Origin of the sequence: Brenneria salicis ATCC 15712 = DSM 30166, from assembly GCF_003315515.1 — a bacterium.
GTDB lineage: Bacteria > Pseudomonadota > Gammaproteobacteria > Enterobacterales > Enterobacteriaceae > Brenneria > Brenneria salicis.
This window is the reverse complement of the sequence record NZ_QNRY01000007.1, coordinates 59,999-73,877: the sequence shown is the minus strand read 5'-3', so window position 1 is coordinate 73,877 and position 13,879 is coordinate 59,999. Positions and strand designations below refer to the sequence as shown.

9 protein-coding genes are annotated in these 13,879 nt (G+C 53.9%); all 9 read left to right on the top strand.

Features of this window, described 5'->3' with window-relative positions; translation table 11 throughout:
• The first annotated feature begins 47 nt into the window (after positions 1 to 47).
• The 9 genes from lgt to recB all read left to right on the top strand — a co-directional run bounded on the left by lgt (position 48) and on the right by recB (position 13,879).
• A complete protein-coding gene (gene lgt, locus DES54_RS05400; protein ID WP_113865573.1) occupies positions 48 to 914 on the top strand; it encodes a prolipoprotein diacylglyceryl transferase in 867 nt (288 codons plus the stop codon).
• 35 nt (positions 915 to 949) lie between these two features.
• Entirely contained in the window at positions 950 to 1,744 is a 795-nt protein-coding gene (gene thyA, locus DES54_RS05395; RefSeq protein ID WP_113865572.1) for a thymidylate synthase, read from the top strand.
• Positions 1,745 to 1,969: 225 nt separating this feature from the next.
• Positions 1,970 to 2,473, top strand: a complete 504-nt coding sequence (locus tag DES54_RS05390) for a prepilin peptidase-dependent protein (protein WP_113865571.1) — start codon at positions 1,970 to 1,972, stop codon at positions 2,471 to 2,473.
• Entirely contained in the window at positions 2,467 to 3,045 is a 579-nt protein-coding gene (locus tag DES54_RS05385; protein ID WP_113865570.1) for a prepilin peptidase-dependent protein, read from the top strand. Before DES54_RS05390 ends, DES54_RS05385 begins: the two co-directional genes overlap by 7 nt.
• Complete coding sequence (locus DES54_RS05380; RefSeq protein WP_240634944.1) at positions 3,042 to 3,497, top strand: YgdB family protein; 456 nt, start codon at positions 3,042 to 3,044, stop codon at positions 3,495 to 3,497. Before DES54_RS05385 ends, DES54_RS05380 begins: the two co-directional genes overlap by 4 nt.
• Before the next feature lie 4 nt (positions 3,498 to 3,501).
• Positions 3,502 to 3,927 carry a prepilin-type N-terminal cleavage/methylation domain-containing protein gene (locus DES54_RS05375; protein ID WP_113865569.1) on the top strand — a complete coding sequence of 142 codons (426 nt, stop codon included), beginning with the start codon at positions 3,502 to 3,504 and terminating at the stop codon, positions 3,925 to 3,927.
• A 34-nt stretch (positions 3,928 to 3,961) separates the two neighbouring features.
• Entirely contained in the window at positions 3,962 to 7,354 is a 3,393-nt protein-coding gene (gene recC, locus DES54_RS05370; protein WP_113865568.1) for an exodeoxyribonuclease V subunit gamma, read from the top strand.
• A gap of 31 nt (positions 7,355 to 7,385) precedes the next feature.
• Positions 7,386 to 10,334 carry a pitrilysin gene (ptrA, locus tag DES54_RS05365; RefSeq protein ID WP_113865567.1) on the top strand — a complete coding sequence of 983 codons (2,949 nt, stop codon included), beginning with the start codon at positions 7,386 to 7,388 and terminating at the stop codon, positions 10,332 to 10,334.
• On the top strand, positions 10,331 to 13,879 hold the full coding sequence (gene recB, locus DES54_RS05360; protein ID WP_113865566.1) for an exodeoxyribonuclease V subunit beta: 3,549 nt from the start codon (positions 10,331 to 10,333) through the stop codon (positions 13,877 to 13,879). Before ptrA ends, recB begins: the two co-directional genes overlap by 4 nt.

The window sequence follows — 13,879 nt, the reverse complement described above, 5'->3', positions numbered from 1 at the left end:
GGAATGCCCCGTTCGTGGGGGACATACAACAAAATATGTGGTGAACGATGACAACGAGCTATCTGGCGTTTCCTCAGTTTGATCCAGTGATTTTTTCAATCGGTCCGGTGGCGCTGCATTGGTATGGACTGATGTATTTGGTCGGTTTTGTGTTTGCCATGTGGCTGGCGGGACGTCGGGCTAACCAACCGGGCAGCGGCTGGAAGAAAGAAGAAGTCGAGAACCTGCTTTACATCGGCTTCCTCGGCGTTTTTGTCGGCGGGCGTCTGGGCTATGTTCTGTTCTATGCCTTTCCCTCCTTTCTGGAAAATCCGCTCTATCTGTTCAAAGTCTGGGATGGCGGCATGTCGTTCCACGGCGGTCTGGTCGGCGTTATCGTCGTTATGATGTGGTTTGCTTACAGGACCAAACGCCATTTCTTTCAGGTATCTGATTTTATCGCGCCTTTGATTCCATTCGGTTTGGGGGCGGGACGTCTGGGGAACTTTATCAACGGCGAACTGTGGGGACGTGTCACTATCAATACGCCTTGGGCCATGTTGTTTCCCGGCTCACGCGGCGAAGATCTGGAACTGGCGGCCAGCAATCCGCAATGGCTGGCGATTTTCAATCAATACGGCATGTTGCCGCGCCACCCATCCCAGTTGTATCAAATGCTGCTCGAAGGGGTGTTGCTGTTTATCCTGTTGAATCTGTTTATTCGCAAACCCCGGCCTATGGGGAGTGTTTCGGGCCTGTTCCTGATTGGTTATGGCCTGTTCCGCATCATCAGCGAGTTTTTCCGTCAGCCGGATGCGCAACTAGGGTTGTTTGGCGGCGTATTCAGTATGGGGCAGATTCTATCGTTGCCGATGGTGATCGCCGGTATCCTGATGATGGTCTGGGCCTACCGTCGTCAACCGGTACAATCCTAGTCGGGTATCATTCTTTAATTTTGTGGTGAGGTAGTATGAAACAGTATCTGGATCTGATGAAAAAAGTGCTTGATGAAGGAACGCCCAAAGCAGACCGCACCGGCACTGGCACCCGCTCTATTTTCGGCCATCAGATGCGTTTCAATTTGCAGGACGGTTTTCCGCTGGTCACAACCAAGCGTTGTCATCTGCGCTCCATTATTCACGAATTGCTGTGGTTCCTGAATGGCGATACCAATGTTGGTTATCTGCATGACAACAACGTCAGCATCTGGGATGAGTGGGCGGATGACAACGGCGATCTCGGCCCGGTATACGGTAAACAATGGCGCGCATGGGACGCGGCCGATGGACGTCAGATCGACCAGTTGAAAAACGTGCTGACACAGTTGAAACAGGATCCTGACTCCCGCCGTATTATTGTTTCGGCCTGGAACGTCGGGGAATTGGACAAAATGGCGCTGGCGCCTTGCCATTCCTTTTTCCAGTTCTATGTCGCCGACGGCAAATTATCCTGCCAGCTATACCAGCGTTCCTGCGATGTCTTCCTGGGACTGCCGTTCAACATCGCCAGTTATGCGTTGCTGGTGCATATGGTGGCGCAACAGTGCGATCTTGACGTGGGCGATTTCGTTTGGACCGGCGGCGACACGCACCTCTACAACAACCATATGGAACAGACGCATCTGCAATTGAGCCGCGAACCGCGCGCGCTGCCGACACTGGTGATAAAACGCCGTCCTGATACGTTGTTTGATTACCGTTTTGAAGATTTCGACATCGCAGGTTACGATCCGCATCCGCCAATCAAAGCGCCTGTGGCGATTTGATGCTAGCTCCCTGCATTGATGATCTTAAAGGGCCGCTTTTGCGCCCTTTTTAATTGGCGCACCCTGTTTGCCTGTTTCCTGCGTCGGTTTATTGCCGCTTATTTTTTCCCGTCTTCCCGCAGGTCTGTTTTGTCGTTACATCGTTGCAATAAAACATTGCGTATCGGTATGCAAAAAAAACGCTAATCAACTGTATTGAATGATAAAAATATCTACACTGCCGCTATGAACACAAACAATCGGCAATCGCGGGGGTTTACCTTGCTTGAGATACTGGTCGTTTTGACCATTGTCGCGTTATTGGCTGGCGGCGGCATGCAGGCGTGGATAGGCTATCAGCAGGCGTTGCGTCTGGAGCAGGGCGCGCAGCAACTGATGGATTTTCTTAATCGGGTTCAGGCCAATGCCTATTGGCATAATCAAACCCGCACGGCGCAACTGGTACGGCAGAGAGAACGCTGGTGTGTGGTTAGTGATGCCGAACGTCGGGCGGAAAATATGTTGTGCCGTGAAGCAAGCGGCCAGCAATATGTCAGCCCCACCCAGACGATGACGGTGGCGAATGCAACCAGCAATCGCTTTGTTTTTTATGGTTTGCGCAGTACGGCGCAGGCGGGGCATATCACGTTGATGAATCCGGCAGGAAAGCTACGCCTGATCATCTCCGTGCGTGGGCGTATGCGGTTGTGCAGTGAAGAACGGCAAGTTCTGGCGATCCCGTTATGCTGAGGCTTGCGCACCGGGGTTTCACCCTGCCCGAAATTCTGCTGGCGCTGAGTTTGAGCAGCCTGATTATGTTGTCCGCCGCCCAGTGGTATCCCATTTTGCGTAGTCAGAGCCAAAACAGCGCGCAGTATTTTCGGCTGGAACAGCTATTTAGTCAGGTGATTGCCGGCATGGAAAAAGATATCCGCCGTGCGGGTTTTTGTGCGGGCGCGTGTCAGGGCGCGGTGATGACGCTGGCGCGCTATCCGGGAGAAATGCCCAATAGTTGTCTGAACGTCTCTTACGATCTGAACCGCAATGGCATCTGGGACGGAGGAGAGCAGGAACAGGAATCGTTTGGCTATCGGCTGCGTGCCGGAGCGTTGGAGATCCAAAGCGGCGCGCATAACTGCCGTGGCGATCGTTGGGAGAAGCTCTTTGATCCACAGGAAGTGATGCTGACGCATTTCCGCATACAACCTGTGGCTGGCAAGGCCGGGGCTAAACTATACCAATTGCAACTGACCGGATTCTGGACAAAACGCCCAGCCGTTCAGCGTAACGTCACGCGTTTGATCCTGGGACGCAATCAATGAACAGGAGAGAACAGTATGGCGGCGGCACGCTGGTCATGGTGATGTTGATTGCGGTTATCGGGCTGCTGCTCATGTCTGGCCTGCAACGCCAGCTTGATGCGACGATACAAATGGGAAATGATGAGCGCCATTACCTGCGGGCGTTTAATCAGGCATTATCTTCGCTGAACTGGGGTATACATGTGGTCTGGCCGCAGGTACAGAATGACTGGACATGCCAGACGCTGGCAAGCGACGCGTTGAACGTCTGTTTGAAAAAAGCGTCTGATGAGGGGCTGGGGTTATTGCGGGGCGAGGGACTGCTGCCATCCCAGCGTCGTCCGCTTTTCCTGTATCAGCGGGTGGTTTTCTCGGGTCTGACATCCGATCGGATCACGCTTCAGGCGGTATCCCGCGGCTGGCTGGATTTCTGCCCGGATAGCGAGGCCGAACGCTGTGCTGACCCGGAATAACGCCATGATGTTCAGGCCGTTCTACTCGCAGAGGGGCTTTAGCCTGACAGAAACGCTGGTTGCGGCATTATTGTTAACCCTATCGCTGCTGGGTTTACTGCAATATCACCAGCTATTGCAACAGTCGTTTCTGCATCAGTGGCAACAACGGCAGGCATGGCGTCTGGTTGCGCAGCAACTGGACGCGTATGAGGCGGGGGTCGCGTACACGGGGATACTCAATGATGGCATGGCGTCTGATGACAAGATTCATGACAAAACAATGCTTGATCCCACCACAGGAATCGGACGAAAGTGGCAGTCCGGCTTGTCAGAGCAAAGACTGACGGCTGAGTGCAGGAAAGTGACGGCAACCGTCACGACGCCGACAAACTATCAGGCGCGGCTTACCCGCTGGTTTTGTCAGGCGGCGCAATCCATTAGTGGATAATTTGGTCACACTTAGCGGCATGACAGGAGCCAGGATGTTTACGGTTTATCATTCCAACCAGTTGGATATTTTGAAAAGACTGATGGTCGAACTGATTAAACGTCAGCCGCTTCAGGATCCTTTTCAGCAGGAAGTGATTCTGGTGCAAAGCCCTGGCATGGCCCAGTGGTTGCAGATTGAACTGGCCGGACATTTCGGCATCGCCGCCAATATCCATTTTCCGCTTCCCGGCGTTTTTTTGTGGGATATGTGCCGTCATATTTTTCCCGACATACCGAAAGAAAGTGCTTTCAGCAAAGAGATGATGACCTGGAAGCTGATGCATTTGCTGCCTGAACAATTGGAACAACCTGATTTTGCTCTACTGCGCCATTATCTACAGGATGATGACGATCAGCGGAAGTTGCACCAACTTGCCGGACGTATCGCCGATCTTTTCGATCAATATCTGATTTATCGTCCGCAGTGGATCGCGCAATGGCAAGCAGGCCGTCAGGTGGACGGTCTTGGGGGTAACCAACTCTGGCAGGCCGCCCTGTGGCGGGCATTGGTCGATTACACCAGGGAACTGCAACAACCCGAATGGCATCATGCGATGTTGTACCAACGTTTTATTCAAACGCTGGAAAAGGCAAAAACCTGTCCGCCTGGATTACCGCCGCGGATTTTCATTTGCGGTATATCCGCGTTGCCGCCGGTCCATTTACAGGCGCTGCATGGATTGGCCCGCCATATTGATGTGCATCTGCTGTTTACCAATCCTTGTCGTCATTACTGGAGCGACATTCAGGATTATAAGTTTTTGTCCAGGCTGAAAAATCGCCATCGCCGGCTGCATCGCTGGGACAGCGCTCAGCCTGAAAGCCACCGCGCCTTATTTCGTGATCCGCAACAGGCTGATGGGTTGTTCAACGCTGAGGGGGAACAGCGGCTTAATAATCCGTTATTGTCGTCCTGGGGAAAGTTAGGTCGTGATCATTTGTATCTGCTGGCCGAACTTGATGCGCTACAGGAGGTGGACGCGTTCGTGGATTTGGATGCGGATAGCCTGTTGCGCACCCTGCAACGCGATATTCTGGAACTGGAAGATCATGCGGTGGTGGCCGTCAGCAAGGCATCGCTGGAAACCAGCGTGAAGAAACGTCCGTTGGATCGCCGTGATCGTTCCGTCGATATCCATGCTTGCCACAGTCCGCAACGTGAAGTTGAAGTGCTGCACGATCAGATTTTATCTATGATGGCAGATGATCCGCAACTGACGCCGCGCGACATCATTGTCATGATGGCGGATATTGATGGTTATACGCCGTTTATTCAGGCCGTATTCGGTAATGCTCCGCCTGAGCGCCATTTGCCGTATGCAATCTCCGATCAACGGGCACGCTACGCTCACCCAGCGTTACAGGCGGTGATCAACCTGCTGGATTTGCCCAATAGCCGCTTTACCGCCGAGCAGGTTCTGGCGTTGTTGGAAGTGCCTGCGTTAGCGGCGCGTTTCGGCATCCAGGAAGAGGGGTTGCGCCGTTTACGTTTATGGGTCGTGGAGTCTGGTATTCGCTGGGGACTGGACGACGATAACGTTCGGGAACTGAGGCTTCCTGCCACCGGACAGCATACCTGGCGCTTTGGGTTGACGCGCATGTTGCTGGGTTACGCTATGGACAGTCAGGCCGGCGAGTGGCAAGGGGTACTGCCTTACGACGAATCCAGCGGTCTGGTGGCGGAACTCGCCGGACAATTGGCTGAATTGCTAATGCAGCTTCATGGGTGGCGCCAGCGTCTGAGTCAACCGCGTGAGTTGACGCAATGGTTGCCTGTGTGTCGCCAACTGCTGGAAACCTTTTTTGAAGCGGACAGCGATACGGAAGCTGCATTGGCGTTGATTGAGAAACAGTGGCAACACGTGCTCGGCATGGGTACGGCGTCCCAGTATCCCCAGGCGGTGCCGATATCGATCCTGCGTGATGAGCTCTCCCGCAGGCTTGATCAGGAGCGACTCAGCCAGCGATTTCTGGCAGGCGCCATTAATTTTTGCACATTGATGCCCATGCGTTCGATTCCCTTCAAAGTGGTATGCCTGCTGGGAATGAATGATGGCGTATACCCGCGCACGTTGCCGCCTCTGGGGTTCGATCTTATGGGGAAAAGCATCCGGCAGGGCGATCGCAGCCGTCGCGATGACGATCGCTACCTGTTTCTGGAAGCGATGCTGTCCGCTCAGAACAAGCTGTATATCAGCTATATCGGTCGTTCGATACAGGATAACACCCGACGCTATCCTTCCGTGCTGGTCAGTGAACTGACTGAATACATTGCGCAAAGTCACTACCTGCCGGATGATGCGGCGCTCGATATTGATAGCAGCGCGGAGCGAGTTATTCGCCATTTGTGTCACGAACATAGCCGGATGCCGTTTGATGCAAAAAACTTTCTCGCGGAACCGGTGCCGCAAAGCTTTGCCGGGGAGTGGCTGGCGGCGGCCAACCGGCAGGGACGAGCCGCGCCTGATTTTGATCGTGAATTGCCGCAGGAACGCTATACCGACATCAATCTGGACGATTTAAAACGTTTTTACCGGCATCCGGTGCGGGCGTTCTTTCAGCATCGGTTGGGCGTTAGGTTTATGCTGCAAAATGACGAACTTCTTGATGAAGAACCGTTCACCCTCGACAACCTGAGTCGCTATCAACTGAATACCGAATTGCTTAATACGCTGATTGCCCAGGAAGATCCCGCACGATTATACCGGCGTGTTCGTGCCGCGGGCGGTTTGCCCTTCGGCGCGTTTGGCGAACTATACTGGCAGGCGCAACAAGAGGAAATGGCTGAACTGGCCGCACGCATACGTGAGGAAATGACGCCGGGTGCGGCGGAAAGCATGGAAATCGATATCCGCATTGATGATGTCCATCTTCGAGGCTGGTTGGCTCAGGTGCAACCTGATGGTCTGTTGCGCTGGCGTCCCGTAAAACTCGCCATGACGGACGGCATGATGTTGTGGCTGGAACATCTGGTCTATTGCCTTTCGGGGGGGCAGGGGGAAAGCCGGATGTACGGGCGTGAAAAAACGGCCTGGCGATTCGCTCCTATACCGGAGAAACAGGCTTTGGCATTGCTGCAACAACTGCTGGACGGCTATCAGCAAGGGATGAATAAGCCGCTCCTGCTGCTCAACAAATCGGGCGGCGCGTGGTTGGCGCAGTGCTATGATCGCGAAAGTGATAGTATTCAATGGGATGATGAAACACAGAGCAAAGCTCGCGCCAAACTGTTATCGGCCTGGCAAGGGAATAAGGGAGCGCCGGGCGAGGGAGAGGACGACTATCTGCATAGAATTGTGCGCGAATGGGATGAAAAACGAATGAATGAAATTATTGAGGCGGCGCAAATCTGGCTGCTGCCGCCGATTCGTTCTAATCTGGCTTGATTCAGTGAAGTAAAGGCTCTTGGAGAATTGCATGCGTAAACCGTTTGTCTGGATTATCGGATTGTTTTTTTTATTCACTTTCTGGCTTCCGTTGAGTTGGGCTGAAACAGGCTGGCAGCCTGTTGCTCAAACTATCCGTAAAAGTGAGAAGGATCCGCGTCAATACCAGGCGATAAAACTGGATAACGGGATGACAGTACTGCTGGTTTCCGATCTGCAGGCGACTAAATCCCTGGCTTCATTGGCCTTGCCGGTAGGATCGCTTGACGATCCGAACAGTCAGTTGGGGTTGGCGCATTATCTTGAACATATGGTTTTAATGGGCTCCAAACGTTATCCAAAGCCTGAAGCGTTGTCCGAGTTTCTTAAAAAACATGGCGGCAGTTACAATGCCAGCACCGCGTCTTATCGCACGGCATTTTATCTGGAAGTGGAAAACGACGCGTTGCAATCTGCGGTGGATCGGCTGGCCGATGCCATTGCCGACCCGTTGCTTGATCCGCTGAATGCCGACCGTGAACGTAATGCCGTTAATGCCGAAATGACCATGGCGCGCTCGCGTGATGGTCAACGCATGGGGCAGGTAGGCGCAGAGACGTTGAACCCCGCGCATCCCAGCGCGAGGTTTTCCGGCGGTAATCTGGAAACGCTCAGCGATAAACCGGGCAGCAAATTGCATGATGAACTGGTGAAGTTTTATCAACGTTATTACTCAGCCAATTTGATGAAAGGGGTGATTTACAGCAATCAGCCTCTGTCTGCATTGGCAAAACTGGCTACGGAGACATTTGGCCGCATTGCCGATCAGCAAGCCAGCGTCCCGGCCGTTACAGTGCCGGTGACCACGCAAAAACAACGTGGTTTGATGATTCACTATGTCCCGGCGCAGCCGAGAAAACAGTTACGTATCGAATTCAGAGTCGATAACAACAGCCAGGCGTTCCGCAGCAAAACCGATACTTATATCAGTTATCTACTGGGCAACCGCAGCCATAATACGTTATCCGACTGGCTGCAAAAGGAAGGGTTGGCGGAATCGATTGGCGCGGGCGCCGATCCGGTCATCGATCGTAACGGCGGTATCTTCGCGATCTCAGCCTCTCTGACGGATAAAGGGCTGGCGCAACGTGACGACGTTATCGCCGCCATCTTCAGTTATTTGCGGCAGATCCGCCATGAGGGTATCCAACAGCGTTACTTTGACGAGATCGCCCGCGTATTGGATCTGGATTTCCGCTACCTGTCCATCAGCCGTGATATGGATTACATCGAGTGGCTGGTCGATACCATGTTGTGGGTGCCGGTCGAACATACGTTGGATGCAATGTACCTGGCTGATCAGTTCGATCCCGCGGCGATAGCGCAGCGTCTGGATGTCATGACGCCGCAAAATGCCCGTATCTGGATGATTAGCCCGAATGAACCGCACAACAAAGTGGCTTACTTTGTCGATGCGCCTTATGAAGTGAATAAAATTCCGGCAGAGACGTTTGCCAAATGGCAAACGCTGGGAGAGAAAATTTCACTGTCCCTCCCCACTACCAATCCTTATATCCCGAATGATTTTTCTCTGATCAAGAGCAATACCCGTCCGACGCATCCGAAAATCCTGTCGCAGGAGCCGGGGTTGCGTGTGCTGTATATGCCGAGCCGTTATTTTGCCGATGAGCCTAAAGCCGAAATCACCTTGCTGCTGCGTAATCAGGATGCCCGCAATAGCGCGCGTAGTCAGGTGCTGTTTGCACTTAATGATTATCTGGCCGGTCTTGCGCTGGATGAATTGAGCTATCAGGCATCGGTTGGCGGGATTAGCTTTTCAACCAAAAGCAATGATGGCCTGGTGATTGATGCCGGCGGCTACACTCAGCGTCTGCCGCAGCTTTTGCTGGCGCTGGTTGATGGCTATTCCTCGTTTACCTCGACGGAAGAACAACTGGAGCAAGCCAAATCCTGGTATCTGCAACAGTTGGAGGCGGCGGAAAAAGCAAAAGCGTTTGAACTGGCTATACAGCCAATCCAGTCGTTGTCGCAACTGCCATACAGTGAACGCGAAGAACGTCGTCAGTTGCTGAAAGACATCAAGTTGCAGGAACTGGTGAATTATCGCAGGGATTTACTGCAAAAAGCGACGCCGGAGATGCTGGTGGTCGGTAACTTGTCGTCAGATAAGGTGAAAGAATTGGCGCAAGCGTTGAAAACCCGCTTGAACTGCGGTGGTAAAACGTTATGGCGCAGTAGAGAGGTGAGGATCGATCAACCGCAGCGAGCGAATCTACAACGTGCCGGCAGCAGCACGGACTCCGCATTGGCGGCGGTTTACATTCCCACCGGCTATAGCGAAACCCAGGGAATGGCCTATAGCTCGGTGCTGGGGCAGATTATTCAACCCTGGTTCTATAACCAATTAAGAACGGAAGAACAACTTGGCTATGTGGTGTTTGCTTTTCCGATATCAATTGGCCGCCAATGGGGGATGGGTTTCCTGCTGCAAAGCAACAGCAAACAACCCGCCTACTTATACCAGCGCTATCAGGATTTTTATCAGAAAGCGCAAAAACGCCTGCGTGGGATGAAAAAAGAAGAGTTTGAACAATACAAACAAGGCGTTATCAATGAGTTGAGTCAGCGGCCACAAACGCTGGACGAAGAAATCAGCCGTTTGCGCAATGATCTGGATCGGGAAAATTTCGCGTTTGATACCCGTGAGAAACTGATTGCTGAAGTTAAACCGCTGACGGTGGAGCAACTGGCCGATTTCTTCCGGCAGGCGTTAAAACCAGAGGGGCTGGCTGTGCTGTCGCAAATTTCCGGTAGTCATCATGGCAAGGCGGATTACGCTGCTCCGCAGGGATGGCGGACCTACCCGAACGCGTCTTCATTACAGAAAACGTTGCCGGTTGAGAACGCGCCGACCATGAAAAGCGGCGGCGCTTCCGCGTCTGAAACCGATAACGCCTTCAATAAGGCAACGTTGAAATGAAACATCCCGCGCCGCAATCACTCAACGTCATGACGTTGCCGCTCCTGGGGGAGCGGCTGATTGAGGCGTCGGCGGGAACGGGGAAAACCTATACGCTGGCGGCACTGTATCTGCGTTTGCTGCTGGGTTTGGGGCGGCAGTCCGCTTATCCGCGCCCGTTGTTGGTCGAAGAAATTCTGGTGGTCACCTTCACCGAGGCGGCGACAGAGGAACTGCGCGAACGTATCCGGGAGAAAATCCATGTCTTGCGTATCGCCTGTATCCGTGGAGAAAGCGACGACCCGCTGCTGAAATTATTGCTGGCCGAGATCCCGGATTATCAGGCGGCGGCGGAAATCCTGTTGTCTGCCGAGCGACAGATGGATGAAGCGGCGATCCACACTATTCACGGCTTTTGTCAGCGGATACTGAGCGCCAATGCGTTTGAATCCGGCGTCCTGTTTGAGCAGGCGCTGATCGAGGATGAGCAGCCATTACGCCGTCAGGCCTGTGCGGATTTCTGGCGTCGCTACTGTTATCCGTTGCCTATGGATGTCGCCCGTGTCGTCGGTCTGGAGTGGAGCGGGCCGGAGAGTCTGCTCGCTGATCTGATGCCTTATCTGCAAGGCGAAAGTCCGGTTTTTCGTCATCCGCCGGAGGAGCAGGAAACGCTGCTTAGCCGGCATCAGAAAATGATTGCGCTTATTGATGCTTGCAAACAGCAGTGGCAGGCGTCAGCGGCGGAACTGGAAGGGCTGATTAACGCGTCTGGCGTGGATAAACGCAGCTATAGCAGCAAACACCTGCCTAACTGGTTGCAGAAAGTCACGGAGTGGGCGGCACAGCCAACGCAGAATTATCAACTGCCAAAAGAGTTGGAAAGATTTAGCCAGCAGGTGCTGGTGGAGAAAACTAAAAAAGGCGCGGCGCCTGAACATCCGGTGTTTGCGGCGGTTGATCGTTTGCTGGGGGAGTCGCTTTCGTTGCGTGATATCGTCATGGTGCGAGCGCTGAGCGAGATTCGTCAGTCGGTGCGTCAGGAAAAGCGGCAGCGTGCGGAGTTGGGATTTGACGATCTGCTTGGTCGGCTGGATGAAGCGTTGCAACAGCCGGGGGGCGAACAGTTGGCTCATACCGTGCGGGCGCGTTATCCCGTGGCGATGATCGACGAGTTTCAGGATACCGATCCCCAGCAATACCGTATTTTTCGCTCATTGTATGGCGGGCAACAGCAGTGCGGCCTGCTGTTGATCGGTGATCCCAAACAAGCGATCTATGCCTTTCGCGGCGCGGATATTTTTATTTATATGCGCGCCCGATCTGAAGTCAGCGCGCATTATACATTAGGCACTAATTGGCGCTCATCTCATCAGATGGTGCGGGGCGTGAACCGTTTATTTCAGCGTCTTGAAAATCCGTTTCTCTTTAAAGAGATTCCGTTTCTGGCAGTTGAACCGGCTGAATCTAAACGCGATCTGGTCTTTGAGATCGGCGGTGCGCCGCAGCCCGCGCTACAGTTTTGGCTGACGGGCGAAGAGCCCATTGGCATTGGCGATTATCAGCAGTTAATGGCGCGTCAATGCGCGCGACAGATCCGTGACTGGCTGGTCGCCAGCCAAGGTAAACAGGCCTGGCTGAGTACGGGTAAAGATCGACGTCTGGTTCAGGCGTCAGATATGAGTGTGCTGGTGCGCAGTCGTCATGAAGCCGCGCTGGTGCGGGAAGCATTAGGTAAACTTGCTATCCCGTCGGTCTACCTGTCAAATCGCGACAGCGTGTTCACCACGCCGGAAGCGCGCGATATTCTGTGGATCTTGCAGGCGGTGCTGACGCCTGAGCAAGAGAGAACGTTACGCAGCGCGATGGCCACCTCGCTGATGGGGTTGGATGCGCCGGGTTTAGATGCGCTAAGCCGTAGCGAAGAGGCCTGGGATGTGCTGGTTGAAGAGTTTGCCGGCTATCGTTCTCTGTGGCGACAGCGCGGGGTGTTGCCGATGTTGCGTGGGCTGATGAGTCGGCGCCAGTTGGCGGAAAACCTGCTGGCCGGCGGTGACGGTGAGCGACGGTTGACGGATGTGCTGCATATCGGTGAATTATTGCAGGATGCTTCATCGGCGCTGGATAGCGAACACGCGTTGGTTCGCTGGCTGTCGCAGCAAATTACCCAGCCCAATCCGCAGGCGGAGAATCAACAACTGCGTCTGGAAAGCGATCATCATCTGGTGCAGATCGTGACGATCCATAAATCGAAAGGGCTTGAGTACCCGCTGGTCTGGCTGCCTTTTATCAGCAATTTCCGGGTGCAGGAGCAGGGCATTTATCATGACAGAAGCAGCTATCAGGCGTTGCTTGATCTGAATAACAGCGAAGAAAGTCAGGCGCTGGCCGAAGAAGAGCGGTTGTCCGAGAATTTGCGGCTGCTTTATGTGGCGCTCACCCGCGCGATTTACCACTGTAGCGTTGGCGTCGCGCCGCTGCAACGTTCGCGCCGCAAAGGTGACGGCAGCGATATGCATCAGAGCGCGCTGGGTTATTTGCTCCAGCGCGGTAAGGAAGCGGAGGCGGCGACGCTGGTGGTTGAGTTTAACGGTTTGATCGGCGACGGCGTGGCGGTCACGCCGGTTCAACCTGGCGATGAGCAGCCGTGGCGACCCGATGAACCCGTTCAGTCGACATTGTCGGCCCGTCACAGCGAGAGCGTGTGGTTCAATGGTTGGCGCGTGACCAGCTATTCCGGTTTGCAGCAACACGGTTCTTCCACCATGCAGGAGTTGCTGCCTCGCCTGGATATAGAAGCGATGGGTGAGCGGCAGGAACAGTCTGAAACGCAGTTTACCCCACATACTTTTCCACGAGGCGCAAGCCCTGGGACGTTTTTGCACAGTCTGTTCGAAACGCTGGATTTCACCCAGCCGGTAGATGACGCATGGCTGGCGGAACAACTCCAACTGCACGGTCTTGACCCGGTCTGGCATCCGGTGCTGCGATCGTGGATGGCGGTGATTTTAACTATACCGCTCAACGATAATGGTATTACGCTGTCGGCGCTGGATACACAACATAAACGTGCGGAGTTGCAGTTTTACATGCCGATTGAGGCGCCGATGCAGGCGGCGCAACTTGATGCGCTGACAAAGCGCTATGACCCGTTATCCGCCCGCTGTCCTCCGTTGTCGTTTCAGCAGGTGCAAGGCATGCTGAAGGGGTTTATCGATCTGGTGTTCTGCTGGGATGGGCGTTATTTCCTGCTGGACTACAAATCCAATTGGCTGGGCGCCGATGCCGGTGCTTATACGCAGCCCGCCATGATGCAGGCAATGGCCGAACATCGCTATGACTTGCAATATCAGCTTTATAGTCTGGCGTTACACCGCTATTTACGTCATCGCCTGGCGGATTATGACTACGAGCAGCACTTCGGCGGCGTGTTTTATCTGTTTTTACGCGGTATCGACCGTCGTTACCCCGGTAACGGGGTATTTTATTGTCGGCCACCGGCTGCTTTTGTCGCCGGATTGGACCGGTTGTTTCAGGGAAACCAGGCAGATGGGGCCGATACGCCATGA